The organism is Burkholderia sp. 567 (assembly GCF_040545115.1).
In the GTDB taxonomy this organism is placed as follows: Bacteria; Pseudomonadota; Gammaproteobacteria; order Burkholderiales; family Burkholderiaceae; genus Burkholderia; species Burkholderia ambifaria.
Genome location: NZ_JBEPLG010000007.1, coordinates 157,418 through 183,285 on the forward strand (window position 1 = coordinate 157,418; position 25,868 = coordinate 183,285).

General features: G+C 66.1%; 20 protein-coding genes. 8 read left to right on the forward strand and 12 right to left on the reverse strand.

The window, feature by feature from the left end:
* Positions 1-519: 519 nt before the first annotated feature.
* The 5 genes from ABIC50_RS21075 to ABIC50_RS21095 form a co-directional block, all read right to left on the reverse strand.
* The gene (locus tag ABIC50_RS21075; protein ID WP_244100550.1) at positions 520-1,530 is read right to left on the reverse strand and encodes a HoxN/HupN/NixA family nickel/cobalt transporter; all 1,011 of its coding nucleotides are present in this window, start codon (positions 1,528-1,530) and stop codon (positions 520-522) included.
* A 173-nt stretch (positions 1,531-1,703) separates the two neighbouring features.
* On the reverse strand, positions 1,704-3,815 hold the full coding sequence (gene fusA / locus ABIC50_RS21080; protein ID WP_011657726.1) for an elongation factor G: 2,112 nt from the start codon (positions 3,813-3,815) through the stop codon (positions 1,704-1,706).
* Positions 3,816-4,030: 215 nt separating this feature from the next.
* Positions 4,031-4,531 (reverse strand): DUF192 domain-containing protein, encoded by a 501-nt coding sequence (locus ABIC50_RS21085; RefSeq protein ID WP_354166660.1) that lies wholly within the window; start codon positions 4,529-4,531, stop codon positions 4,031-4,033.
* A gap of 159 nt (positions 4,532-4,690) precedes the next feature.
* A complete protein-coding gene (locus tag ABIC50_RS21090) occupies positions 4,691-4,903 on the reverse strand; it encodes a hypothetical protein (protein WP_082089614.1) in 213 nt (70 codons plus the stop codon).
* Positions 4,904-5,191: 288 nt separating this feature from the next.
* A complete protein-coding gene (locus ABIC50_RS21095) occupies positions 5,192-5,770 on the reverse strand; it encodes a pseudouridine synthase (protein WP_354166662.1) in 579 nt (192 codons plus the stop codon).
* A 275-nt stretch (positions 5,771-6,045) separates the two neighbouring features.
* Between ABIC50_RS21095 and icd the strand changes: the two genes are divergently transcribed.
* Both icd and ABIC50_RS21105 read left to right on the forward strand, forming a co-directional pair.
* Positions 6,046-7,302: an NADP-dependent isocitrate dehydrogenase gene (icd, locus tag ABIC50_RS21100; protein ID WP_006754594.1), complete on the forward strand. Its 1,257-nt coding sequence runs from the start codon at positions 6,046-6,048 to the stop codon at positions 7,300-7,302.
* A 281-nt stretch (positions 7,303-7,583) separates the two neighbouring features.
* Positions 7,584-9,812: an NADP-dependent isocitrate dehydrogenase gene (locus tag ABIC50_RS21105; RefSeq protein ID WP_354166665.1), complete on the forward strand. Its 2,229-nt coding sequence runs from the start codon at positions 7,584-7,586 to the stop codon at positions 9,810-9,812.
* A gap of 117 nt (positions 9,813-9,929) precedes the next feature.
* Here the strand turns inward: ABIC50_RS21105 and ABIC50_RS21110 are convergent, their stop codons facing one another.
* The gene (locus tag ABIC50_RS21110; RefSeq protein ID WP_011657722.1) at positions 9,930-10,154 is read right to left on the reverse strand and encodes a hypothetical protein; all 225 of its coding nucleotides are present in this window, start codon (positions 10,152-10,154) and stop codon (positions 9,930-9,932) included.
* Between the two features lie 669 nt (positions 10,155-10,823).
* Here ABIC50_RS21110 and ABIC50_RS21115 point away from each other — a divergent pair.
* Complete coding sequence (locus tag ABIC50_RS21115; protein ID WP_354166667.1) at positions 10,824-12,422, forward strand: multicopper oxidase family protein; 1,599 nt, start codon at positions 10,824-10,826, stop codon at positions 12,420-12,422.
* A gap of 176 nt (positions 12,423-12,598) precedes the next feature.
* On the opposite strand, the gene ABIC50_RS21120 is transcribed toward ABIC50_RS21115, so the two are convergent.
* A complete protein-coding gene (locus ABIC50_RS21120) occupies positions 12,599-12,802 on the reverse strand; it encodes a cold-shock protein (protein ID WP_004196460.1) in 204 nt (67 codons plus the stop codon).
* Positions 12,803-13,350: 548 nt separating this feature from the next.
* Here ABIC50_RS21120 and clpS point away from each other — a divergent pair.
* From clpS to ABIC50_RS21135, 3 genes are all read left to right on the forward strand, one after another.
* On the forward strand, positions 13,351-13,665 hold the full coding sequence (clpS, locus tag ABIC50_RS21125) for an ATP-dependent Clp protease adapter ClpS (RefSeq protein WP_006398529.1): 315 nt from the start codon (positions 13,351-13,353) through the stop codon (positions 13,663-13,665).
* On the forward strand, positions 13,662-15,962 hold the full coding sequence (gene clpA, locus ABIC50_RS21130; RefSeq protein ID WP_011657720.1) for an ATP-dependent Clp protease ATP-binding subunit ClpA: 2,301 nt from the start codon (positions 13,662-13,664) through the stop codon (positions 15,960-15,962). Before clpS ends, clpA begins: the two co-directional genes overlap by 4 nt.
* 102 nt (positions 15,963-16,064) lie before the next feature.
* A complete protein-coding gene (locus ABIC50_RS21135; protein WP_105834857.1) occupies positions 16,065-17,444 on the forward strand; it encodes an amino acid permease in 1,380 nt (459 codons plus the stop codon).
* A gap of 153 nt (positions 17,445-17,597) precedes the next feature.
* Here ABIC50_RS21135 and dut read toward each other — a convergent pair whose 3' ends face one another.
* The 5 genes from dut to ABIC50_RS21160 form a co-directional block, all read right to left on the reverse strand.
* A complete protein-coding gene (dut, locus tag ABIC50_RS21140) occupies positions 17,598-18,044 on the reverse strand; it encodes a dUTP diphosphatase (protein ID WP_012364518.1) in 447 nt (148 codons plus the stop codon).
* A gap of 55 nt (positions 18,045-18,099) precedes the next feature.
* A complete protein-coding gene (gene coaBC / locus ABIC50_RS21145) occupies positions 18,100-19,311 on the reverse strand; it encodes a bifunctional phosphopantothenoylcysteine decarboxylase/phosphopantothenate--cysteine ligase CoaBC (RefSeq protein ID WP_126228363.1) in 1,212 nt (403 codons plus the stop codon).
* A gap of 67 nt (positions 19,312-19,378) precedes the next feature.
* Entirely contained in the window at positions 19,379-19,879 is a 501-nt protein-coding gene (lspA, locus tag ABIC50_RS21150; RefSeq protein ID WP_011657716.1) for a signal peptidase II, read from the reverse strand.
* A 2-nt stretch (positions 19,880-19,881) separates the two neighbouring features.
* On the reverse strand, positions 19,882-22,719 hold the full coding sequence (gene ileS, locus ABIC50_RS21155) for an isoleucine--tRNA ligase (protein WP_175675141.1): 2,838 nt from the start codon (positions 22,717-22,719) through the stop codon (positions 19,882-19,884).
* A gap of 102 nt (positions 22,720-22,821) precedes the next feature.
* Entirely contained in the window at positions 22,822-23,814 is a 993-nt protein-coding gene (locus tag ABIC50_RS21160; RefSeq protein WP_012364515.1) for a bifunctional riboflavin kinase/FAD synthetase, read from the reverse strand.
* Positions 23,815-23,937: 123 nt separating this feature from the next.
* Between ABIC50_RS21160 and purN the strand changes: the two genes are divergently transcribed.
* Together purN and ABIC50_RS21170 are read left to right on the forward strand one after the other, a co-directional pair.
* Complete coding sequence (purN, locus tag ABIC50_RS21165) at positions 23,938-24,600, forward strand: phosphoribosylglycinamide formyltransferase (protein ID WP_011657713.1); 663 nt, start codon at positions 23,938-23,940, stop codon at positions 24,598-24,600.
* On the forward strand, positions 24,597-25,859 hold the full coding sequence (locus ABIC50_RS21170; protein ID WP_006750059.1) for an RsmB/NOP family class I SAM-dependent RNA methyltransferase: 1,263 nt from the start codon (positions 24,597-24,599) through the stop codon (positions 25,857-25,859). The genes purN and ABIC50_RS21170 overlap by 4 nt, the downstream gene beginning before the upstream one ends.
* The last annotated feature ends 9 nt before the right edge of the window (positions 25,860-25,868 follow it).

The window sequence follows — 25,868 nt, forward strand, 5'->3', positions numbered from 1 at the left end:
CGGCCGGCATAGACGTGTACCGCGCATGCAGCCGGATTGGCGGCGCAGGACGCCGCGTCCTCGACCAGCATCATCACGGGGTCCGCGCCCGCAATCGCGTCGGGCGCGGCGCCGGGCGTCGCGTCCTGCGCACTGGCGTACGAACAGCAGCAAGCAAACGCGGCTGCGGCCAGCAGGGTGGTGTGAAAGCGCCGGCCCGCCGTGCGGGACAATTGTTTCGTTCTGCTCATCATTGATCTCCCCGATGGGCGCGATGCCTCGTCACGCGCGACCGTCAACGTGTGATGCAGGGGACCAGCAACGATGCAATGTCGTATCGGCGGCCGATGCGTGTCGCGCTTGCGCCCGAGGGCAGTCGCGAACACGGATCGGCACGCGGGCCCGCCGTGCGAATCCCTATCTGCGAGATTCGTGCCACCGGCCGGCTATGCCCGTGGCGCAAGGCGTGCACTTGCCGCCCGACAGCGCGTGAAACGCTGTCGGGCGCATTTTGTTTCTGGAATGAAACGTCTGACCAGATCAGCGCGCCGTTGGATCGGCAGCGCGCGGCCAGCGATGGCAGAGGATCGACGCGATCCAGCCGACGAGGAACAGCGCGACGATGCCATAGCCGATCGCGCCGAAGTGTTCGCCGAGCGTATCGAGCGCATCGCGTGCGGGGCCCGTCAGCGACAGTTTGTCGGCGAGCAGGCCGGCGGCCTCGATCCCGCCGACGGCCAGCGCGACGACCGCCGACAGCAGCGTGATGCTCGCGTTATAGAGCAGCTTGCGCTGCGGGTCGTCCATCGCCCAACCGTACGCGTGAATCATCAGCACATTGTCGGTCGAGTCGATCAGCGTCATGCCCGCCGCGAACAGCGCGGGAAACAGCATGACCGTATAAAGCGGCAGCGCGTGGCTTGCCTGCGCGGCCGCGATCGCGAGCAGCGCGATTTCGGTTGCAGTATCGAAACCGAGGCCGAACAGCACGCCGACCGGATACATGTGCCAGCTTTTCGACACGAACCGGAACAGCGGGCGCAGCAGCCGCGACACGAGGCCGCCCGCCCGATGCGTGTGCGCGCCGCCATGGGCATGGTCCGGCGCGCCGCGATAGCGCCGCCACACGCCGCGCAGGATCACCAGGTTCATGCATGCGAGCACGAGCAGGAACGTCGCGGACACCGCCGTGCCGATCGTGCCGCCAATCTCGCGGAATGCGTCGAAACGGTCGCGCAGCGCGAACGCGGTCAGCGCGATGCCGAGCGTCGCGGCAATCACGATCGTCGAGTGGCCGAGCGAGAAGAACAGGCCGACGGTCACCGGACGCTGGCCGTCCTGCATCAGCTTGCGCGTCGCGACGTCGATCGCGGCGATGTGATCGGCGTCGACCGCGTGACGCAGCCCGAGCCCGTACGCGATCGCCGCGGTGCCGAGCAGCAGCGGATGGTCGCGCAGCACCGCGAGCGCCCACAGCCAGACGGCGATGTTGGCGACGATCAGGCCCGCATACAGCGTCAGCAGGCGGCGCAGGGCAGGGGTGGGCGGCATGGGGAAGGTTCCATCGGACGAATCGCGATCCATTGTGGCATGTGCAAAAAATGCCTGGCGTGCCGATCGAAAACGTCGGCGGCCGCGCGCATCGGCGCGCTCGACGGACGAAAAAAAGCCCGTCCGGAACCGGACGGGCCTTCGGCTTGCCGTCGGGCGCACGCGCCCGGCGCTTACTTCACTTTCGCGTTGATCACGCCTTCCGATACGTTGGCCGGCGTTTCAGCGTACTGCTTGAACTCCATCGTGTACGTCGCACGGCCTTGCGTGGCCGAGCGCAGCGACGTCGAATAGCCGAACATCTCGGCAAGCGGCACTTCGGCGCGCACGAGCTTGCCGCCGCCGCCCGCGATGTCCTCCATCCCCTGCACGATGCCGCGCCGGCTCGACAGGTCGCCCATCACGTTGCCCATGAAATCCTCGGGCGTCTCGACCTCGACAGCCATCATCGGCTCGAGCAGCACGGGCTTCGCACGGCGCATCGCTTCCTTGAACGCCATCGAGCCGGCCATCCGGAACGCGTTTTCGTTCGAGTCGACGTCGTGGTACGAGCCGAACGTCAAGTGCACCTTCACGTCGACGACCGGGTAGCCGGCGAGCACGCCGCTCTTCAGCGTTTCGGTGATGCCCTTGTCGACGGCCGGGATGAACTCGCGCGGAATCACGCCGCCCTTGATCTCGTCGAGGAACTCGTAGCCCTTGCCGGGGTTCGGCTCGAGCGTGATCACCGCATGCCCGTACTGGCCGCGCCCGCCCGACTGCTTGACGAACTTGCCTTCGACGTCGGACGCCGTCGTGCGCACCGTTTCGCGATACGCGACCTGCGGCTTGCCGACCGTGGCCTCGACGCCGAACTCGCGCTTCATCCGGTCGACCAGGATTTCGAGGTGCAGCTCGCCCATCCCCGAGATGATCGTCTGGCCGGATTCCTCGTCGGTCTGCACGCGGAACGACGGATCCTCCTGCGCGAGACGGTTCAGCGCCAGGCCCATCTTCTCCTGGTCGGCCTTCGTCTTCGGCTCGACGGCCTGCGAGATCACCGGCTCCGGGAATTCCATCTTCTCGAGGATGATCGGCTTGGTCGGATCGCACAGCGTGTCGCCCGTCGTCGCTTCCTTCAGGCCGACCGCCGCCGCGATGTCGCCCGCGCGCACTTCCTTGATTTCCTTGCGCTCGTTCGCGTGCATCTGCAGGATCCGGCCGAGCCGCTCCTTCTTGTCCTTCGTCGCGTTCAGCACCGTGTCGCCCGAATTGACGACGCCCGAATACACGCGGAAGAAGATCAGCTGGCCGACGAACGGGTCGGTCATGATCTTGAACGCGAGCGACGAGAACGGCTCGTCGTCGCTCGGGTGGCGTTCCGCCGGTTTTTCCGGATCGGCGAAGTCGTGGCCGAGGATGGCCGGCACGTCGACCGGCGACGGCAGGTAATCGATCACCGCGTCGAGCATCGCCTGCACACCCTTGTTCTTGAACGCGCTGCCGCACAGCATCGGCACGATCTCGTTCGCGATCGTGCGCTGGCGCAGCGCGGCCTTGATCTCGTCCTCGGTCAGCGACTCATGGTCGTGCAGGTACTTCTCGAGCAGTTCCTCGCTGGCTTCCGCGGCAGCCTCGACCATCTTCCCGCGCCATTCGTGCGCGAGCTCGACGAGGTTCGCCGGGATCTCCTCGTAGGAAAACTTCACGCCCTGGCTTTCGTCGTCCCAGACGATCGCCTTCATCTTGACGAGATCGACGACGCCCTGGAAATGTTCTTCCGCGCCGATCGGAATCTGGATCGGCACCGCGACGCCCTTCAGGCGCTCGCCGATCTGGCGCTGCACGCGGAAGAAGTCCGCGCCGACGCGGTCCATCTTGTTGACGAACGCGATGCGCGGCACCTTGTACTTGTTCGCCTGGCGCCACACGGTTTCGGACTGCGGCTGCACGCCACCGACCGAGTCGTACACCATGCACGCGCCGTCGAGCACGCGCATCGAGCGTTCGACCTCGATGGTGAAGTCGACGTGCCCTGGGGTGTCGATGATGTTGATCCGGTGTTCCGGATAGTTGCCGGCCATGCCCTTCCAGAAGGCCGTGGTCGCGGCCGACGTGATCGTGATGCCGCGTTCCTGCTCCTGCTCCATCCAGTCCATCGTGGCCGCGCCATCGTGCACTTCGCCGATCTTGTGGCTCACGCCGGTGTAAAACAGGATGCGCTCGGTCGTCGTGGTCTTGCCGGCATCGATGTGAGCGCTGATCCCGATGTTGCGATAGCGCTCGATGGGGGTTTTGCGGGGCACGTGAACCTCCTGGTGGTTCGGATCGTAAGCGGGCCGGCTGGGCCGGTCCGGATTGGAACAAGCGAGATTTAAAGGATAGCGCTTGTCCGTGGCTTTTGCAGATGCGGCCAGCGTCGGCCGAATCAAGGCGGGCGCCGCCGGCGCGCGAAAAAAAAGCCGGCGCGCAACGGGCGGCCGGCTTCGGTCGATGCGCGGCGGGGCCGCGGCATTCGCCGTTACTGGGGCTTGGGCAGCCCGTCGAGCTTCATGCCCGGCTTGATGCCCTTCGCGGCGAACCAGCCCTTGCTCATTTCGAGCGCATAGACGCCGTTGTTGCGCGGGCAGTGATTGTCGGTCGTCTCGGCCCGCATCTCGTCGATGTCGGTGATCGTGCCGTCCGCGCGGATGAACGCGATCGACAGCGGAATCAGCGTGTTCTTCATCCAGAAGCAGTGCACGGCGTTCTCGTTGAACACGAACAGCATGCCTTCGTTCGGCCCGAGCTGCGACCGGTACATCAGCCCCTGTTCGCGGTCGGCGTCGTTCGCGGCGACGGCCGCGTCGATCACGTACATGCCGGCGCGCAGCTTCACGTGCGGGAACTCGCTCGGCTGCTTGGCGCCGGGCGGCATCTGCGCGTGGGCGGTGTGCACGCCGAGTGCGAGGACGGCGAGCGCGGCGGGGAACACGGCGGCGCGCGCAAGGCGGCCGAGCGACGAGCGCGGGGAGAATCGCACAGCAAGGCTCCTATCGGGAAAACGAGACCCGCATGGTACGCGAAGCGCGCGGGCGGGCACAAAAAGAAAAAGGCAGATCGCCTCGCGGTGATCTGCCTTTCAACGCCGTAAGAACGGCAAGACTGCGTGTTCTTGACTGCGTTATTACAACCAGCTTGCTTAGTTCGAAGCAGCTGCCGGCGCTTCGGCTTCGCTAGCTGCCTTCTTCGCTGCGTGGTGCTTCTTCTTTGCGTGGTGCTTCTTGGCCGTGTGCTTTGCCGGTGCCGAAGCAGCTGCCGGAGCAGCAGCCGAAGCAGCTTCCGGAGCCGAAGCTTGTGCGAAAGCAGCCGTTGCGAAGAGACCAGCGACCAGAGCGGCGATCAGTTTGTTCATGTTGTGTTCCTCAGCTTTAGTTAATTAACCAAATGACCCGGCATAGGAGTCATGTCGTCTAACGGTGCCATCCACCTTTCGGTTGACAGACGCTTCGAGAAATTTCTCATTGCGCTGCGGGCGCCGAATCGTATTCGAAGAAAACGTCGCTTTCGTGACGCAAACACGGAAATACCGGTTCGGCTGCCAATGCCGGATAGCTCAGGATGGCATCTGCGTGGTTTAACGCGCGATCTTCGCCGGCGGTTGACGAAAAAGATGACGAAAAAATCGAAAGTTGCCGCGCACTCACGCGTCGCGGGCAAAACCGTCCCACGGGGCGCGCGGCGGCAGCGCGATTGTTTCGCCCGGCGCAATGCCGAGCGCGAATATGTCCAGTGCGCCGATGCCCACGCGCACGAGACGCAACGTCGGGAAGCCGATCGCGGCCGTCATCCGGCGCACCTGCCGATTCTTGCCTTCGGTGATCGCCAGTTCGATCCACGTGGTCGGGATCGTGGCGCGGTAGCGGATCGGCGGGTTGCGCGGCCACAGCGCGTCGGGCGGCTCGATGAATTCGGCGCGGCACGGGCGCGTCACGTAGTCGCCGAGATCGACGCCGCGCGCGAGCGCCTTCAGGTCGGCCGGGCCCGGCGCGCCGTCGACCTGCGCCCAGTAGCGCTTGACGAGCTTGTGGCGCGGCTCCGCGATGCGCGCCTGCAGCGCGCCGTCGTCGGTGAGCAGCAGCAGGCCCTCGCTGTCCGCGTCGAGCCGGCCGGCCGGGTAGACGCCGGGCGTTTTTACCCAGTCGCCGAGCGACGGCCGCGTCTCGTGCGCGGAAAACTGGCAAATCGTGCCGAACGGCTTGTTGAGGGCGATCAGGGTCATGGCGGGGCGCCCGCGCGGCGGGCCGCGGGAAGGCGGGCCGGCGGTCTATGGCAAATGGCGGAATCTTAATGCATAATACGGAACGGCAAGTCATCTGTCTTATATAAGACATAAGGGAAGACTTGATACGCAGCGTCGCGCTTCGTGCCGCCGGCCCCGATTGGGGCGCTAGAATAGCGGCTCGCTGTTGCCGTCACGAAGGTGGCAAGGCCCACCTCGCCACGCGCGCAGTTTCGACCAGCATCACCTGCTCAGCCACGTCACTGGAGTCGATCATGCCGTATCAGCACATCAAGGTTCCGGAGGGCGGTGACAAGATCACCGTCAACAAGGACTACTCGCTCAACGTTTCCGATCAGCCGATCATTCCCTATATCGAAGGCGACGGTACGGGCTTCGATATCACGCCGGTCATGATCAAGGTCGTCGACGCGGCGGTGGCCCATGCCTACAAGGGCAAGCGCAAGATCCACTGGATGGAGATCTTCGCGGGCGAGAAGGCGACGAAGGTGTACGGTCCGGACGTGTGGCTGCCGGACGAAACGCTGCAGGTGCTGAAGGAATACGTGGTGTCGATCAAGGGGCCGCTCACGACCCCGGTCGGCGGCGGCATCCGTTCGCTGAACGTCGCGCTGCGCCAGGAACTCGACCTGTACGTGTGCCTGCGCCCGGTCCAGTATTTCAAGGGCGTGCCCTCGCCGGTGCGCGAGCCGCAAAAGATCGACATGGTGATCTTCCGCGAGAACTCGGAAGACATCTACGCGGGCATCGAATGGGCCGCGGGCTCCGAGCAGGCGAAGAAGGTGATCAAGTTCCTGCAGGACGAGATGGGCGTGAAGAAGATCCGCTTCCCGGAAACCTCGGGGATCGGCGTCAAGCCCGTGTCGACCGAAGGCACCGAGCGTCTCGTGCGCAAGGCGATCCAGTATGCGATCGACAACGATCGCAAGTCGGTCACGCTGGTGCATAAGGGCAACATCATGAAGTTCACGGAAGGCCTGTTCCGTGACGCCGGCTACGCGCTCGCGCAGAAGGAATTCGGCGGCGAGCTGATCGACGGCGGCCCGTGGATGCGCGTGAAGAACCCGAAGACGGGCAACGAGATCGTCATCAAGGATTCGATCGCCGATGCATTCCTGCAGCAGATCCTGCTGCGTCCGGCCGAATACGACGTGATCGCGACGCTGAACCTGAACGGCGACTACATCTCCGACGCACTGGCCGCGCAGGTCGGCGGCATCGGGATCGCGCCGGGCGCGAACCTGTCGGATTCGGTCGCGATGTTCGAGGCCACGCACGGCACGGCGCCGAAGTACGCGGGCAAGGATTACGTGAACCCCGGTTCGGAGATCCTGTCGGCGGAAATGATGCTGCGCCACCTCGGCTGGACGGAAGCGGCCGACACGATCATCGCCGCGATGGAAAAGTCGATCCTGCAGAAGCGCGTCACGTACGACTTCGCGCGCCTGATGGAAGGCGCGACGCAGGTGTCGTGCTCCGGCTTCGGCGAAGTGCTGATCGAGAACATGTAAGACCCCTTCCGGGTTGGGCCGGCGGATCGCCGGCCGCCCCGGCGCCTACTGCCGGCGCCGGGGCGTTTCATGGATGGCAGGTTTGTTGGCAGGGCGGTCCGGCGTGCGGGCCGCGGCGCCGCACCGCGGCCCGCATGCCCTGCAAGGTAGAACATGACGGCCCTCGCAACACCACCGCCCGGCTGAGCCGGCGCGCCCCTTTCGCGACCCACCCGGTCGCTCCCCGCCGGTTACCACCGGCGTTCTCAGTCCAACATTCACGTAGCAACGCTTTGACCACCATGTCCACTTCGCCCAAGATCATCTACACCCTCACCGACGAAGCGCCCGCGCTCGCGACCTATTCGCTGCTGCCGATCGTCAAGGCCTTCACGCGCTCGTCCGGCGTCGCCGTCGAAACGCGCGACATCTCGCTCGCCGGCCGCATCATCGCGGCATTCGCCGACGTCCTGCCGCCGGAGCAGAAGGGTTCCGACGATCTGGCCGAACTGGGCCAGCTCACGTTGAAGCCGGAAGCGAACATCATCAAGCTGCCGAACATCAGCGCATCGGTGCCGCAGCTCAAGGCCGCGATCGCCGAACTGCAGGCGCAGGGCTACCCGCTGCCGGCGTATCCGGAAGATCCGACGACCGACGAAGAAAAGGCGGTCAAGGCCCGCTACGACAAGATCAAGGGCAGCGCGGTGAACCCGGTGCTGCGCGAGGGCAACTCGGATCGCCGCGCGCCGCTGTCGGTGAAGAACTACGCCCGCAAGCACCCGCACAAGATGGGCGCATGGAAGGCCACGTCGAAGGCGCACGTCGCGCACATGAGCGAAGGCGACTTCTACGGCAGCGAAAAGTCGGCGCTGATCGCCGCGGCCGGCAGCGTGAAGATCGAACTCACGACGACCGACGGCGTGAAGAAGGTGCTGAAGGAAAAGACGGCGGTGAAGGCCGATGAAATCATCGACGCATCGGTGATGAGCCGCAACGCGCTGCGCAGCTTCATCGAAGCGCAGATCGCCGACGCGAAGGCGCAGGACGTGCTGTTCTCGGTGCACCTGAAGGCGACCATGATGAAGGTCTCGGACCCGATCCTGTTCGGTCACTTCGTGTCGGTGTTCTACAGCGACGCGCTCACCAAGCACGCGGACGTGCTCGCGAAACTCGGCTTCAACCCGAACAACGGGATCGGCGACCTGTACGCGCGCCTGAAGGATCTGCCGGCCGACACGCGCGAAGCGATCGAAGCCGACGTCAAGGCTGAATACGCGGTGCGCCCGCGTCTCGCGATGGTCAACTCGGACAAGGGCATCACGAACCTGCACGTGCCGAGCGACGTGATCGTCGACGCATCGATGCCGGCGATGATCCGCGACTCGGGCGGCATGTGGGGCCCGGACGGCGAACTGTCCGACGCGAAGGCCGTGATTCCGGACCGCTGCTACGCGGGCGTCTACCAGGCCGTGATCGAAGATTGCAAGCAGCACGGCGCATTCGACCCGGTCACGATGGGCAGCGTGCCGAACGTCGGCCTGATGGCGCAGGCGGCCGAGGAATACGGTTCGCACGACAAGACGTTCCTGATCCCGGCCGATGGCGTCGTGCGCGTCACGGACGAAGCCGGCAACGTGCTGCTCGAGCATGCGGTCGAGTCGGGCGACATCTGGCGCATGTGCCAGACGAAGGACGCACCGGTGCAGGACTGGGTGAAGCTCGCGGTGAACCGTGCCCGCGCGACCGGCGCGCCGGCCGTGTTCTGGCTCGACCCGGCCCGTGCGCACGACGCGCAGATCATCGCGAAGGTCGAACGCTACCTGAAGGATCACGACACGAACGGCCTCGACATCCGCATCATGACGCCGGTCGACGCGACGCGTTTCTCGCTCGAGCGCATCCGCGCGGGCAAGGACACGATCTCGGTCACGGGCAACGTGCTGCGCGACTACTTGACCGACCTGTTCCCGATCATGGAACTCGGCACCAGCGCGAAGATGCTGTCGATCGTGCCGCTGATGGCCGGCGGCGGGATGTTCGAAACGGGCGCGGGCGGCTCGGCACCGAAGCACGTGCAGCAGTTCGTCGAGGAAGGCTTCCTGCGCTGGGATTCGCTCGGCGAATTCCTCGCGCTGGCCGCGTCGCTCGAACACCTCGGCCACGCTTACCAGAACCCGAAGGCGCTCGTGCTCGCGAAGACGCTCGACCAGGCGACCGGCAAGTTCCTGGACGAGAACAAGTCGCCCGCACGCAAGGTCGGCGGCCTCGACAACCGCGGCAGCCATTTCTACCTGTGCCTGTACTGGGCGCAGGCGCTGGCCGAGCAGACCGACGATGCCGCGCTGAAGGCGCAGTTCGAAGGCGTCGCGAAGTCGCTGGCCGACAGCGAAGCGCGCATCCTGGAAGAACTGTCGGCCGCGCAGGGCACCGCGCAGGCGATCGGCGGCTACTACCGTCCGAACGTCGAGCTGACGAGCCAGGCGATGCGCCCGAGCGCAACGCTGAACGCCATCGTCGACGCGGTCGCCTGACGCCGGGCGCGCCCACGCGCGCGTGACGGCAACGGCGGCGGGCTTCACGGCTCGCCGCTTCGCCGACAATAAAAACGCCCCGGTCGCCCGGGGCGTTTTTCGTTGCAGGCGTGCCATTCAGACGTGCACGATTTCCCATTCGCTGATTTCGGGCGGCACTTCGAGCGTGGCCGTATCGAGTTCGGTCGGTTGCTCGCAGTCGCCGCGGGAGATGTGGTCGGCGGCGACTTCCGGGCACGAGAACGCGCCGAGCAGAGCGTTGCCGAACGTCGCTTCCCAGCCGCCGTTACCCGGCAGGATGTAGAACGACCCGAGCGCTGAACCAAAGCGAAATCCCTTCATTTCCGTTCTCCCTTTCTGATTACAAGCGATTCTGTTGTGCCGCTCGCCGGTTGGGTTTCGTATCGACCGTGGTGGCGAAGCGTCGGTGCATGGAACCCAGTCTACGTCCGTGGCCGCGACCGATGGTGCGCGTAGAACGCTTTCTCGAAACAAAAATTCCTTTTTAAAAACAGCTATTTATTTTGTCCGTTTTGTATTGCGGAACGATTTTTGGCATCGCGAAACAGCGAATTTGTGCCGTGCACCACGAATTTTTATAACGCAGGGACTTGTTCCACATCGTGAAAAAACGAGGGGGTCCGTGCATCGAAGGTGGACGGCGTAACGCTGGCGGGATGAGCTGCGCGCGATTGGGTGGGGCGAACGCGGGCAGCGCTTGCGGTCGACCGGGCAGCCGGCACGAATGCAGTGGGGGCGTTGCGGCGTCGACCGATGATCGAAAACACCGCGCGAAGGGCGCCCGGGCCGTCAGGCCCAACCGCGCACTGCGGCGTATCGCCGCTCGCGCTGTGCCGCGGTGCTTCGGCCGCGACCCGCGGTTATGATGACGCGGGCATCAGGTTTCGCGTCGCGCATGGGCGCTTGCGCACCGGCCGGCGCGGGTGTCGCGACGGCCGCACGACGCAGCACGACGCAGCACGACGCAGCACGAATAACGAGGAACGATTGATGATACGGAGAACCTTCCTGTCGCATGCCATCGGTGTGGCGGCCGCATCGCTGTTTGCGCGCACCGCGTGGGCGCAGCATGCCGCACACGCGGGCATGGCCGGCATGGATCAGATGGACGACATGCCCGGCATGTCAGGGATGGCGGGCCACACGCAGCACGCGAAGCCGGCGCGGGCCGCGCTCGCGGCGGCCGATGCGCTGCCGGCCGGCGCGCCGCTCGCGTCGCTGCGCACGCTCGCGAACGAAAGTCGCGAGCCCGGCACGTTCCGCGCGACGCTGGTTGCGCAGCCGGTCGCGCGTCCGCTGCTGCACGGCGCGCGTCCGACGACGTTCTGGCAGTTCGGCGGGGGCACGCAGGGGCCGGTGGTCGGCCCGCTGATCGACGTACGCGAGGGCGATACGGTCGAAATCCGCTTCGTGAACAAGCTGCCGCAACCGTCGACGATCCACTGGCATGGCCTGCCGGTGCCGCCCGACCAGGACGGCAACCCGTCCGACCCGGTCGCGCCGGGTGCGTCGCACGTGTACCGCTTCACGCTGCCGAAGGGCAGTGCCGGCACCTACTGGTATCACCCGCATCCGCACATGATGACCGCCGAGCAGGTGTTCCGCGGGCTGGCTGGCCCGTTCGTCGTGCGTGCCGCCGACGACCCGCTCGCCGGCTGGCCCGAACGCAACCTGTTCGTGTCCGACCTGAAGCTTGCGCGCGACGGCACCATTGCGCCGAACGACATGATGGACTGGATGAACGGCCGCGAAGGCCAGTTCGTGCTGGTCAACGGTGCGCGCCGGCCGCGGATCGACGTTGCGAGCGACGAGCGCTGGCGCGTGTGGAACGCGTGCAGCGCACGCTACCTGCGCGTGGCGTTCGACGACGGCCGCGCGTTCGAGCATGCCGGCACGGACGGCGGGCTCTTCGATACGCCGCGCCGCGTGACGTCGCTGCTGCTCGCACCGGGCGAGCGCGCGGAACTGCTGGTGCGCGCGGGCGACCGCGCATCACGCGCGGTGCTGCAGGCGGCCGAATACGACCGCCGCAAGATGGCGATGTCGCACGACGACGGCCACGGCAGCCTGCCGCCCGATCCGGCGCTGCCGCTGGCGGACGTCGTGTTCGCACCGGCCGCCGCCCGTGCGCTGCCGGCGACGCTGCGCGCGGTGCCGGCGCTCGGCGAGCCGGTCGCGCACAAGGAAGTCGCGTTTGGCGAAGAGATGGACATGGACGCGATGATGAACGGCCCGACGCATGGCCGCCCGGCCGGGATGCGCTTCACGATCAACGGCGCGACCTATGCACCGCATCGCGCGACGTTGACGAGCCGCCGCGGCGACGTCGAGCGCTGGACGATCCGCAATGCAACCGACATGGATCACCCGTTCCATTTGCACGGCACGCAATTCCAGGTGATCGAGCGTGCATCGGACGGCACGCGCACGAGCGAACCGTTCCGCGCGTGGCGCGACACCGTGAACGTGCGCAGCGGCGAGACCGTGACGATTCTCGTTACGCAAGACATGCCCGGCGAGCGCATGTTCCACTGCCATATTCTCGAACACGAGGATCTCGGCATGATGGGCACGCTGAAGGTCGTGTAACGAGATCGATTATGTTTCACACGTATGACGGCATTCGATCTGCGTGTACGACAAGACAATACGTGTTCAATAATCGGGATTGAACGTAAAGGCCGGCCAATCGAATTAACGAATGGCCGGCCTGAAAAAAAGAAACCCGGCGCAATGCCGGGTTTCTTCGTCCAATATCCGGTGCCTTACGCGGCCTGGATGTTCGACGCTTGCTTGCCCTTCGGCCCTTGAACGACCTCGAAGCTCACCTTCTGGCCTTCCTTCAGGGTCTTGAAGCCCTGCATGTTGATGGCCGAGAAGTGCGCAAACAGATCCTCACCGCCCTCGTCGGGAGTGATGAAACCGAAGCCCTTCGCGTCGTTGAACCACTTAACGATACCAGTTGCCATTTTCCTACTTCCCCTGTCACACAGTCGCTGCTACTTACCACGAGCACGCTCGAAAAGCTAAACGACCGGAAAATACAGCCGTTCCCCCCTCACAAGCTCACCTTCGGCCTCATTCATTTCGCCAACCGGCAAATGAAAAAGAGTGCCAGCTTGATTGTTGGCGCTCTTTATTTGAGTGTCAAGGGGAATTTTTAGACGGTTAGAGGGCCGTTGTAAAGAACCCATTTTCAGGGTTTTTCCGGCTTTGCTTCGCAGCATGCCGCCAAGCGCGCGGACTTGAAAAGTCGCATAATCGGCTCATATACCAGGCTCGAGTGACACGCGATCGAGTCGTCCCGGCTTGTGGGATACTGGATGCGGATGCGACGGTCCGGTGCAGTCTCCACCTGACGGTTCGTGTTCCGCGCCACGCGTGAAAGCCGGCACCGCAGCCGGCTTTCGTATGGTGCGAAGACGATCGCATGTCGTCGGGAACCAGGGAGGGCGCCGGCCGGTCGGTCGGGTAATGGCAGGATTGCGGGCCTGTCCGAGTTGTTTAGAATGGGTGTATGGCGATTATCCCGGACAAGCAGGACAGCACCGTCCTGGAACGCAAGCAGCAGAAGCTCAAGCCGCCTTCGATGTACAAGGTGGTGCTGCTCAACGACGACTTCACGCCGATGGAGTTCGTCGTGATGGTCGTACAGGAGTATTTCAAGAAGGATCGCGAGACGGCCACGCAGATCATGCTGAAGGTCCATCGTGAAGGGCGAGGGGTATGTGGGGTCTATACGCGGGACATCGCGTCGACCAAGGTTGAGCAAGTCGTTACCCATGCGCGGCAGGCCGGGCATCCGCTGCAGTGCGTGATGGAGGAAGCATGATTGCCCAGGAATTGGAAGTCAGCCTGCACATGGCGTTCATGGAAGCACGCCAGGCGCGCCATGAGTTCATTACGGTCGAGCATCTGCTGCTGGCCCTGCTGGATAATCCGACGGCAGCCGAGGTGTTGCGCGCGTGTGCGGCCAACATCGAGGACTTGCGTCAGAACCTGCGCAATTTCATCCACGACAACACACCGACCGTCCCGGGTACCGACGATGTCGATACCCAGCCGACGCTCGGTTTCCAGCGCGTGATCCAGCGCGCGATCATGCACGTCCAGTCGACGTCGAACGGCAAGAAGGAAGTCACCGGCGCGAACGTGCTGGTCGCGATCTTCGGCGAGAAGGATTCGCACGCCGTCTACTACCTGCAGCAGCAGGGCGTCACGCGCCTGGACGTCGTGAACTTCATTTCGCACGGCATCGCGAAGACGAACGGCGGCGAAGCCGCGAAGTCGACCGACGCGAACGCGGAAAGCGAAGACGCGAACGCGCAGAAGGAAACGCCGCTCGCGCAGTTCACGCAGAACCTGAACCAGATGGCGAAGGACGGCCGCATCGATCCGCTGATCGGCCGCGAGCCGGAGGTCGAGCGCGTCGTGCAGGTGCTGTGCCGGCGCCGCAAGAACAATCCGCTGCTCGTGGGCGAAGCGGGCGTGGGCAAGACCGCGATCGCGGAAGGGCTCGCCTATCGCATCACGCGCGGCGAAGTGCCGGACATCCTCGCGAACGCGCAGGTGTATTCGCTCGACATGGGCGCGCTCCTCGCGGGCACCAAGTATCGCGGCGACTTCGAGCAGCGTCTGAAGACGGTGCTGAAGGAGCTGAAGGAGCGTCCGCACGCGATCCTGTTCATCGACGAGATCCACACGCTGATCGGCGCGGGCGCCGCATCGGGCGGCACGCTCGACGCGTCGAACCTGCTGAAGCCGGCGCTGTCGTCGGGCACGCTCAAGTGCATCGGCGCGACCACGTTCACCGAATATCGCGGCATCTTCGAGAAGGACGCGGCGCTGTCGCGGCGCTTCCAGAAGGTCGACGTGACGGAGCCGACCGTCGAGCAGACGGTCGCGATCCTGCGCGGGCTGAAGTCGCGCTTCGAGGAGCATCACGGCGTCAAGTATTCGTCGGGCGCACTGTCGGCCGCGGCCGAACTTTCGGCACGCTTCATCACCGATCGCCACCTGCCTGACAAGGCGATCGACGTGATCGACGAAGCGGGCGCCGCGCAGCGCATCCTGCCGAAGTCGAAGCAGAAGAAGACGATCGGCAAGAGCGAGATCGAGGAAATCATCTCGAAGATCGCGCGCGTGCCGGCGCAAAGCGTGTCGCAGGACGATCGCAGCAAGCTGCAGACGCTCGATCGCGACCTGAAGAGCGTCGTGTTCGGCCAGGATCCGGCGATCGACGCGCTCGCCGCATCGATCAAGATGGCGCGTGCGGGCCTCGGCAAGATGGACAAGCCGATCGGCTCGTTCCTGTTCTCCGGCCCGACGGGCGTCGGCAAGACCGAAGTGGCGCGCCAGCTCGCGTTCACGCTCGGCATCGAGCTGATCCGCTTCGACATGTCGGAATACATGGAGCGTCACGCGGTGAGCCGGCTGATCGGTGCGCCGCCGGGCTACGTCGGGTTCGACCAGGGCGGCCTCTTGACCGAAGCCGTCACGAAGAAGCCGCATTGCGTGCTGTTGCTCGACGAAATCGAGAAGGCGCATCCGGACATCTTCAACGTGCTGCTCCAGGTGATGGACCACGGCACGCTGACCGACAACAACGGCCGCAAGGCGGATTTCCGCAACGTCATCATCATCATGACGACGAACGCGGGCGCCGAGTCGATGCAGAAGGCGACGATCGGCTTCACGACGCGCCGCGAGACGGGCGACGAGATGACCGACATCAAGCGTCTGTTCACGCCGGAGTTCCGCAACCGCCTGGATTCGATCATCAGCTTCCGCTCGCTCGATGAGGAAATCATCATGCGCGTGGTCGACAAGTTCCTGATCCAGCTTGAGGAGCAGCTGCACGAGAAGAAGGTCGACGCGCTGTTCACCGACGCGTTGCGCAAGCATCTCGCGAAGCACGGCTTCGACCCGCTGATGGGCGCGCGGCCGATGCAGCGGCTGATCCAGGACACGATCCGTCGTGCGCTGGCCGACGAGCTGCTGTTCGGCAAGCTCGTCAACGGCGGGCACGTGACGGTCGACGTCGACGAAAACGACAAGGTGCAGTTGTCGTTCGACAAGCTGGCGAATCCGCCGCACAAGCCGAACGAAGAGACGGTCGAAGTCGAGTAAGCGATAATTCGTTGTTCATGCGAACGGCGCGGGAAGTTCTCCGCGCCGTTTCGTTTTATCTGGCGCCGGTGGCGCAATGGTGGGGCAGGGAGTAGCAACGCAGTGACACAACAACAACGGTCGTTCGACAACATCGTCGCGCGCGAACAAGGGTTGCGCCACGCGCTGACGTCGGGGCAGATGGCGATGATCGCGATCGGCGGCGCGATCGGCACGGGGCTGTTCCTCGGCAGCGGGTTCGCGATCGGGCTCGCCGGCCCGAGCGTGCTGGTCTCGTATGCGATCGGCGCGCTGATCGCGCTGCTGCTGATGGGCGCGCTCGCGGAAATGACGGTCGCGCATCCGACGGCCGGTTCGTTCGGCGCATACGCTGAGCACTACGTCGGCCCGCTCGCGGGCTTTCTCGTGCGCTATGCGTACTGGTTCGCGGTGGTGTTCGCGATCGGCACCGAGATCAGCGCGATCGCCGTGTTCATGAAGTACTGGTTCCCGGCCGTGCCCGGCTGGTACTGGGTGATCGGCTTCTCCGCGCTGCTGATCGCGGTGAACCTCGCGAGCGTCACGCTGTACGGGTCGGTCGAATACGCGTTTTCGTTGCTGAAGATCGCGGCGATCGTCGTGTTCATCGTGCTCGGCGCGTATCTCGTGTGGTCGGCGCCGGCGGCGTCGGGCATCGGCTTCGCGAACTACACCGCGCACGACGGCTTCATGCCGAAAGGGCCGTGGGGCACCTGGGTCGCGGTGATCGTCGCGATCTTCAGCTACATGAGCATCGAGGCGGTCGCGATCGCGGCCGGCGAGGCGCGCGATCCGCAGCATGCGGTCACGCGTGCGTTCCGTTCGACGGTGTTCCGGCTCGTGCTGTTCTACCTGCTGACGCTGTCGCTGATGCTCGCGATCGTGCCCTGGACGCAGGCCGGCACCGACGAGAGCCCGTTCGTGAAGGTGATGGCTGCCACGCACGTGCCGTATGCGGCCGGCGTGATCAACTTCGTGCTGCTGATCGCGGCGCTGTCGGCGATGAACAGCCAGCTCTACGTGACGACGCGGATGATGTTCAGCCTGTCGCGTGCGCGGCTCGCGCCGGCGGTGTTCGGCCGGCTCGGCAACAACGGCGTGCCGCGTGCGGCGCTGTGGATCTCGACGAGCGGCGTCGCGGTCGCGGCCGTGCTGGTCGCGCTGTCGCCCGACACCGCATTTACCGTGATGATGGCGATCGCGATGTTCGGCGCGCTGTTCACGTGGCTGATGATCTTCGTCACGCACCTGCGCTTTCGCGCGCGGTATCGCGGCCCGGCGCTCGCATTCCGGATGTGGGGCCACCCGTTCGGCAGTCTGCTCGGTGCGGGGCTCGTCGGCGCGGTCCTGCTCACGACCGCGTTCACGCGCGAATTCCGGATGACGATGGTGGTCGGCGTCGTGTTCGTCGTGCTGCTGACGCTCGCATACGCGATCCACTATCGGCACCAGCACGCGCGTTGAGGCGTGAGCGTACGCGGCGGGCGATGGCCTGCGCGGCGACGGTGAGGCGCGGCCGCCGGCTCGGGCCCGCGCGGATTGCACAGACGGCCGATCGGTGAATGGAAACGCAAAAAGCAAAGGGGGCCGCGAGGCCCCCGTTTCGCATCGCGCCGTTCAGTGACGGCCGGTGCTGCCGAAGCCGCCTTCGCCGCGCTCGCTTTGCGCGAAATCGTCGACGATGTTGAACTGCGCCTGCACGACCGGCACGATCACGAGCTGCGCGAGCCGCTCGAACGGGTTCAGCACGAATTCGGTCTGGCCGCGGTTCCACGTCGACACCATCAGCTGGCCCTGGTAGTCGGAATCGATCAGGCCGACGAGGTTGCCGAGCACGATCCCGTGCTTGTGGCCGAGGCCCGAGCGCGGCAGGATCAGCGCCGCATAGCCGGGATCCGCGAGATGAATCGCGAGGCCCGTCGGCACCAGCGTCGTTTCGCCCGGCTGCAGCGTGACGGGTGCGTCGAGGCACGCGCGCAGGTCGAGGCCCGCGCTGCCGGTGGTGGCGTAGGCGGGCATGTAGTCGCGCATGCGCGCGTCGAGAATCTTCAGGTCGAGTTTCATGCGGTCGTCGAATCGGTCGGGAAGGGCTCGGCGGCGCGTGCCGCCGGGCAATGGATCAGATCAGGTGATTGTCGGGCAGGCGCTTCGCGATTTCGGCGACGAGCGCGTGCGCGAGCTCGTCCTTCGGCGCGCGCGGCAGGCGCGTGAGCCCGGCTGCCTCGAACAGCACGACTTCGTTGTCGTCGCGGCCGAACGTCAGCGGGCCGAGGTTGCCGACCAGCAGCGGCACGTTCTTGCGCTTGCGCTTTTCGTCGCCATGCACGTCGAGGTCGCCGCTTTCGGCGGCGAACCCGACGCAGAACGGCGGATCGGGCAGCGCCGCGACCGACGCGAGGATGTCGGGGTTCTCGACGAACGCGAGCGCCGGCATCTTGCGATCGGCCGTCTTCTTCATCTTGTGCTCGGCCGGCTGGTCGACGCGCCAGTCGGCGACCGCGGCCACCGCGATGAAGATGTCCGCGTCGGTTACCGCCTGCATGACCGCGTCGTACATCTGCTGCGCGGTCTGCACGTCCTGGCGCGTCACGCCCCACGGCGTGTCGAGCGCGACCGGCCCCGCGACGAGATGCACGTCGGCGCCGGCCTGCTGCGCGGCGCGCGCGAGCGCGAAGCCCATCTTGCCGCTCGAGCGGTTCGTGAGGCCGCGCACCGGGTCGAGCGGCTCGAACGTCGGGCCGGCCGTGATCAGCACGCGACGGTGCGCGAGCACCTTCGGTGCGAAGTGCGCGACGATCGCTTCATAGATCGCGTCGGGCTCGAGCATGCGGCCGTCGCCGACTTCGCCGCAGGCCTGCGCGCCCGAATCGGGGCCGAGCACTGACACGCCGTCGGCGCGCAGTTGCGCGGCATTGCGTTGCGTGGCCGGGTTCTGCCACATCTGGCGGTTCATCGCGGGCACGACGAGCAGCGGACAGTCGCGCGCGACGCACAGCGTCGACAGCAGGTCGTCCGCGAATCCGTGCGCGAGCTTCGCGAGGAAATCCGTCGACGCGGGCGCGATCACGATCGCGTCGGCTTCGCGCGACAGGTCGATGTGCGCCATGTTGTTGTCGACGCGCGCATCCCACTGGCTCGTATAGACGGGCCGGCCGGACAGCGCCTGCATCGTGACGGGCGTGATGAACTGCGCGGCGGCTTCGGTCATCACGACCTGCACGGTCGCACCTGCCTTCGTCAGCAGCCGGGTGAGCTCGGCGATCTTGTAGCAGGCGATGCCGCCCGTCAGGCCGAGAACGAGATGTTTTCCAGCGAGTTCTGCGTGTGCCAACTCAGGCCTCCAAGGGTCAAACGGAACGGCCGGCGCGAAGCCGGCCGTCGACACCGAGTATGCGCGCTCAGCGCGAGCCGCGCACGCGACGCAGTTCGTCGTAGACCAGCAGCACCGCGCCGATCGTGATCGCGGAATCGGCGAGGTTGAACGCCGGGAAGTGCCAGCCGCCGACGTGGAAATCGAGAAAGTCGATCACGTGGCCGTAGACCAGCCGGTCGATCACGTTGCCGAGCGCGCCGCCGAGGATCAGCGCGAGCGACAGGCTGAACAGCCGCTGCTGGCCATGGCGGCGCAGCAGGAAGCAGATCACGAGCGTCGCGCCGATGCCGAGCGCGGTGAACGCCCAGCGCTGCCAGCCGCTCGCGGTCGACAGGAAGCCGAACGCGGCGCCGCGGTTGTACACCAGCACGAGGCTGAAGAACGACGTCAGCGCATGCTGCGCGCCGTACGCGAACGTTTTCAGGATCGCGATTTTCGACAGCTGGTCGAACAGGATCACGATCAGCGAAATGCCGAGCCAGGGCGCGAGCGCGCCGCTGGCCGGCTTCGACAGGGTTTTTGCCATGGTTAAGCCGCGCTCCGGATTTCGCCGTTTTCAAACAGGTTCGAGAAGCAGCGTCCGCACAGCGTCGGATGATCGGCGTGCGCGCCGACGTCCTCGCGGTAGTGCCAGCAGCGTTCGCACTTCTGGTACTTCGACGCCGCGACGTCGACGCTTTCCTGCGCCTCGTCGTCGACCTTCACGACCGTCGCCGCCGACGTGATCAGCACGAACTTGAGGTCGTCGCCGAGGCTCGTGAGCGCATCGTAGCGCGCGCCGCTCGCGTGCACGGCCACTTCGGCCTGCAGCGACGAACCGATGCGGTTCGCGGTGCGTGCTTCCTCGAGCGCCTTCGTCACGTTGCCGCGCACGTCGCGCAGCAGCGCCCACTTCTCGATCAGCGCGGCCGCGCCGGCCACTTCCGGATACGCGTAGTAGGTTTCGGTGAACACGGTGTCGCTGGCCGGCTGGAACACCTTCCACGCTTCTTCCGCGGTGAACGACAGGAACGGTGCGAGCACGCGCAGCAGCCCGTGCGTCAGGTGGTACAGCGCGGTCTGCGCGGAGCGGCGCGCGCGCGAATCGGCCGCGCTGGTGTACAGGCGGTCCTTCAGCACGTCGAGGTAGAAGCCGCCGAGATCTTCCGAGCAGTACGTCTGCAGCTTCGCGACGACCGGGTGGAACTCGTACTTCTCGTAGTGGCCGAGCAATTCCGTCTGCAGTTGCGCGGAGAACGCGACCGCATAACGGTCGATCTCGAGCCATTCGTCGACCGGCACCGCGTGCTGCGCGAAGTCGAAGTCCGACAGGTTCGCGAGCAGGAAGCGCAGCGTGTTGCGGATGCGGCGATAGCCTTCCGTCACACGCTTGAGGATTTCCTCGGAGATCGCGAGCTCGCCCGAATAGTCGGTCGACGCGATCCACAGGCGGATGATTTCCGCGCCGAGGCGGTTCGCGACTTCATGCGGGTCGACACCGTTGCCGAGCGACTTGCTCATCTTGCGGCCTTCGCCGTCGACCGTGAAGCCGTGCGTGAGCAGGCCCTTGTACGGCGCGCGGCCGTCGATCATCGACGCGGTCAGCAGCGACGAGTGGAACCAGCCGCGGTGCTGGTCCGAGCCTTCGAGGTATAGATCGGCCGGGAACTGCAGCTGATCCTTGTGCGAGCCGCGCAGCACGTGCCAGTGCGTCGTGCCCGAGTCGAACCACACGTCGAGCGTGTCGCGGTTCTTTTCGTACATGTTCGCGTCGTCGCCGATCAGCTCGCGCGGATCGAGCGACTGCCACGCCTCGATGCCCGACTGCTCGACGCGCTTCGCGACTTCCTCGAGCAGCTCGAGCGTGCGCGGGTGCAGCTCGCCGGTTTCCTTGTGCACGAAGAACGCCATCGGCACGCCCCACTGGCGCTGACGCGACAGTGTCCAGTCGGGACGGTTCGCGATCATGCTGAACAGGCGCTGCTTGCCCCACGACGGGTAGAACGCGGTTGCCTCGACGCCTTCGAGCGCCGCTTCGCGCAGCGTCTTGCCGTCGTCGCGCGGCGTCACGTCCATGCCGGCGAACCATTGCGACGTCGCGCGGTAGATGATCGGCGTCTTGTGGCGCCAGCAGTGCATGTAGCTGTGCGTGTACTTCTCGCTGCGCAGCAGCGAGCCGGCCGCGTTCAGCGCGTCGACGATCTTCGGGTTCGCGTCCCAGATCGACAGGCCGCCGAACAGCGGCAGCGATTCGATGTAGCGGCCGTCGCCCATCACCGGATTGATGAAGTCGGAATCGGTCATCCCGTGCGCCTTGCACGACATGAAGTCTTCGATGCCGTAGGCGGGCGACGAGTGCACGACGCCGGTACCCGTGTCGGTCGTCACGTAGTCGCCGAGGTAGACGGGCGCGGTGCGCTTGTAGCCCGGATGGGCCGACGCGAGCGGGTGGTGGAAGCGCAGGTTCGCGAGCTTCACGCCGGGCGCGGTCGCGACGACGCGGCCGGTCAGCTTGAAGTCGGCCATGCACGCGGCGACACGTTCTTCCGCGATGATCAGCAGCCCGCGCTCGGTGTCGACCAGCGCGTAGACGATTTCCGGATGGAGGTTCAGCGCCTGGTTGGCCGGGATCGTCCACGGCGTGGTGGTCCAGATCACGATGCCGCCCTCGGCGCGCGGCAGCGCCGGCAGGCCGAACGCCTGCGCGGTCTTTTCCGGCTCGGCGAACGCGAACATCACGTCGATCGTCGGGTCGGTGCGGTCCTTGTACTCGACTTCCGCCTCGGCGAGCGCCGAGCCGCAGTCGAAGCACCAGTTCACCGGCTTCAGCCCGCGGTACACGTAGCCCTTCTCGATGATCTTGCCGAGCGCGCGGATCTCTTCCGCCTCGTTCACGAAGTTCATCGTCTTGTACGGATTCGCCCAGTCGCCGAGCACGCCAAGGCGCTTGAAGCCGACCTTCTGCTTCTCGATCTGCTCGGTCGCATACGCGCGCGCCTTGCTCATCACTTCGGCCGCCGGCAGCGACTTGCCGAACTGCTTCTCGATCTGGATCTCGATCGGCATCCCGTGGCAATCCCAGCCCGGCACGTACGGTGCGTCGAAGCCGGCCATGTTGCGCGACTTGACGACGATGTCCTTCAGGATCTTGTTGACCGCGTGCCCGAGGTGGATGTCGCCGTTCGCATACGGCGGGCCGTCGTGCAGGATGAACTTCGGGCGGCCCTTGCTGGCCGCGCGGATCTTTTCGTAGATGCCGCGCTCTTCCCATTCCTTGACCCACTGCGGCTCGCGCTTGGGCAGGTCGCCGCGCATCGGGAACGGCGTGTCGAGCAGGTTGACCGGATACTTGGCCTGCGGTTTCGAATCGGCTTTCTTGTTGCTCATGATGGGATCGCTATCTAAATCGGTGGACGCTCGTGCGTCGTGAATCGGGGATGCGCGCGTGTGGGCGGCGCGAGGGCGCGGCGCATGGCGCCGCCGGCCGGATCAGCTAATTCGGTCGGTCGCCGACGTCGAGAAGCCGGTCGCGCGGCTGCCCGGCGCGCGGGCGCGCTCGACGAAGTACGCGCGCGCATTCGCGACGTCCAGGGCGATCGCGCGCGACAGCGCCTCGAGATCGTCGAACTTCGCCTCGTCGCGCAGCTTCTTCAGGAATTCGACGCGGATCAGCTTGCCGTACGCATCGCCGTGCCAGTCGAGCAGGTGGACTTCGAGCAGCACGCGGCCGGAATCGTCGACGGTCGGGCGCAGCCCGAGGCTCGCGACGCCCGGCAGCGGGGCAGGGCCCAGCCCGTGCACCTGCACGACGAAGATGCCCGCGAGCGCCGGCCGCTTGTGCGCGATCGGCAGGTTCAGGGTTGGGAAGCCGAGGTCGCGGCCGAGCTTCAGCCCGTGTGCGACGTGGCCGCTGATCGCGTAGCCATGGCCCAGCGCCTGCGCGGCCGCGTCGAGATCGCCCGCGGCGAGCGCGGCGCGCACGCCGGAGCTGGAGATGCGCGTGCCGTCGCTGCCGGAGACCGTGCCCATCTGCTCGACTTCGAAACCGTACTGTTCGCCGGCCGCCTTCAGCGTGTCGAAGGTGCCCGCGCGCTTCGCGCCGTAGCAGAAATCGTCGCCGACCATCATCCAGCGCGTGTGCAGCCCGCCGACCAGCGTGCGTTCGACGAACGCCTGCGGCGACTGGCTCGCGAACGTGTGGTTGAAGTGCTCGACGACGACGCGGTCGACCCCGTGCTCGCGCAGCGCTTCGAGCTTGTCGCGCAGCATCGCGATGCGAGGCGGCGCGCCGGCCGGATTGAAGAATTCGCGCGGGTGCGGCTCGAACGTCATCACGCACACGGGCAGGCCGCGCGCGTCCGCTGCCGCGCGCACGCGCGCGAGCAGGGCCTGGTGGCCGCGATGGACACCATCGAAGTTGCCGATCGTCAGCGCGCACGGCGCGCGGCTCTCGGCGTTGGGCAGGCCGCGGAAGACTTTCACGATAGCGGAAGCAGCGTCGGGGGAATGGGCGGTGGAATGCCGCAAAGCAGAAGATTATAAACGTTCGGGCGGCCCGGCGGCCGAGAAGGAGGGAAACGCGGGGGCGAATGGTAAAATTCGCGGATGAAAAAACTCGTGATCCTGATTTCCGGTCGCGGCAGCAACATGGAGGCCATCGTCCGCGCGTGCGCGCAGGAACGCTGGCCGGCCCAGGTCGCCGCCGTGATCGCCAACCGGCCTGACGCAGCCGGCCTGGTTTTTGCCGCGTCGCACGGGGTGGCGACCGCGGTGGTCGACCACCGGTCGTTCGACGGCCGCGACAGCTTCGACGCGGCGCTCGCCGCCGAGATCGACCGCTTCGCGCCCGATCTCGTCGTGCTCGCCGGCTTCATGCGTATCCTCACGCCCGATTTCGTCAGACGATATGAGGGCCGGCTGCTCAACATCCACCCGTCGCTGCTGCCGAGCTTCAAGGGTATCCACACGCACCAGCAGGCGCTGGATGCCGGCGTCGCGCTGCATGGCGCGAGCGTGCATTTCGTGATTCCCGAACTCGACAGCGGCGCCATCGTCGCGCAGGGCGCGGTGCCGGTGCGCGCGGGCGACGACGCGGCCGCGCTCGCGCGGCGCGTGCTGACGGTCGAGCACGTGCTGTATCCGCGTGCGGTGCGCTGGTTCGTCGAGGGGCGCCTGCGCCTCGAGAACGGCCGGGCAGTGGTGGCGCCAGAAGAGGCGCGCTGGATTTTCGCGGATCAACCGCATACCGAAACGAGCGAGGGCGTATGAAGCTGCACGGATTCCTGATTGGCCAGACCGAGACCTTGCTGGCGGAGGTGCTGAAGTTCACCGGCCCCGCCGACGCGACGACGAGCCGGTTCTTCCGCGCGCACCCGAAGCTGGGCCATGCCGAGCGCGGCGTGATCGCCGAGGCGGTGTTCGCGGTGCTGCGCCGCAAGATGGAGTTTTCGCACCTCGCCGAGAGCGGCACGGGCAGCCCCGCACGGCGCCTCACGCTGCTGGGCCTGATGCAGACGCTCGGCCGCAATGCGCTGAAGCCGTTCGTGTCCGACACCGAGGCCGCGTGGCTCGAGCACGTGTCGAAGATCGACCCGGCGAGCCTGCCGGTGCGCGTGCGCACGAACCTGCCGGACTGGATCTACCAGGCGCTGTCGGCCCGTTTCGACGCCGAGGAGCTCGCGCAGCTCGCCGCCGCGCTGAACTACCCGGCGCCGCTCGACCTGCGCGCCAACGCGCAGAAGGCGACGCGCGACCAGGTGATCGACGCGCTGCGCGCGGAGGGCATCGACGCGGGCGAGACGCCGTTCGCGCCGCAGGGCGTGCGCGTCGTCGGCAAGCCGGCGCTCACGCGCCTGCAGGTGTTCCAGGAAGGGCAGATCGAGGTGCAGGACGAGGGCAGCCAGCTGCTGTGCTCGCTGGTCGCGCCGCGCCGCGGTGAGATGATCGTCGATTTCTGCGCGGGCGCCGGCGGCAAGACGCTCGCGCTCGGCGCGATGATGCGCTCGACCGGGCGCCTTTACGCGTTCGACGTGTCGGAAAAGCGCCTGACCAAGCTCAAGCCGCGCCTCGCGCGCAGCGGGCTGTCGAACGTGAACCCGGTGCTGATCGACAGCGAGCACGATGCGAAGATCAAGCGGCTCGCCGGCAAGATCGACCGCGTGCTGGTCGACGCGCCGTGCAGCGGCCTCGGCACGCTGCGCCGCAATCCCGACCTGAAGTGGCGCCAGACGCGCACGTCGATCGAGGAGCTCACGCCGAAGCAGGCGTCGATCCTCGCGAGCGCCGCGCGTCTCGTGAAGAAGGGCGGCCGGCTCGTGTACGCGACCTGCAGCGTGCTCCACGCGGAGAACGAGGCGATCGTCGAGCAGTTCCTGGCCGACCATCCGGAGTTCGTGCTGGTGCCCGCGCAGCAGGTGCTGGCCGACCAGCGCATCGCGATCGAGACCGGCGACTACCTGTCGCTGTGGCCGCACCGCCACGCGACCGACGGCTTCTTCGCCGCGGTGCTCGAGCGGCGCGCGCAGTAACGGCGGCAC

Bases quoted from the DNA above. Each gene is read 5' to 3' on its own strand.
- ABIC50_RS21075 (WP_244100550.1), bottom strand. From the start codon at position 1,530: ATGCCGCCCACCCCTGCCCTGCGCCGCCTGCTGACGCTGTATGCGGGC.
- ABIC50_RS21090 (WP_082089614.1), bottom strand. From the start codon at position 4,903: ATGAACAAACTGATCGCCGCTCTGGTCGCTGGTCTCTTCGCAACGGCT.
- ABIC50_RS21095 (WP_354166662.1), bottom strand. From the start codon at position 5,770: ATGACCCTGATCGCCCTCAACAAGCCGTTCGGCACGATTTGCCAGTTT.
- icd (WP_006754594.1), top strand. From the start codon at position 6,046: ATGCCGTATCAGCACATCAAGGTTCCGGAGGGCGGTGACAAGATCACC.
- ABIC50_RS21105 (WP_354166665.1), top strand. From the start codon at position 7,584: ATGTCCACTTCGCCCAAGATCATCTACACCCTCACCGACGAAGCGCCC.
- ABIC50_RS21110 (WP_011657722.1), bottom strand. From the start codon at position 10,154: ATGAAGGGATTTCGCTTTGGTTCAGCGCTCGGGTCGTTCTACATCCTG.
- ABIC50_RS21115 (WP_354166667.1), top strand. From the start codon at position 10,824: ATGATACGGAGAACCTTCCTGTCGCATGCCATCGGTGTGGCGGCCGCA.
- ABIC50_RS21120 (WP_004196460.1), bottom strand. From the start codon at position 12,802: ATGGCAACTGGTATCGTTAAGTGGTTCAACGACGCGAAGGGCTTCGGT.
- clpS (WP_006398529.1), top strand. From the start codon at position 13,351: ATGGCGATTATCCCGGACAAGCAGGACAGCACCGTCCTGGAACGCAAG.
- clpA (WP_011657720.1), top strand. From the start codon at position 13,662: ATGATTGCCCAGGAATTGGAAGTCAGCCTGCACATGGCGTTCATGGAA.
- dut (WP_012364518.1), bottom strand. From the start codon at position 18,044: ATGAAACTCGACCTGAAGATTCTCGACGCGCGCATGCGCGACTACATG.
- lspA (WP_011657716.1), bottom strand. From the start codon at position 19,879: ATGGCAAAAACCCTGTCGAAGCCGGCCAGCGGCGCGCTCGCGCCCTGG.
- ileS (WP_175675141.1), bottom strand. From the start codon at position 22,719: ATGAGCAACAAGAAAGCCGATTCGAAACCGCAGGCCAAGTATCCGGTC.
- purN (WP_011657713.1), top strand. From the start codon at position 23,938: ATGAAAAAACTCGTGATCCTGATTTCCGGTCGCGGCAGCAACATGGAG.
- ABIC50_RS21170 (WP_006750059.1), top strand. From the start codon at position 24,597: ATGAAGCTGCACGGATTCCTGATTGGCCAGACCGAGACCTTGCTGGCG.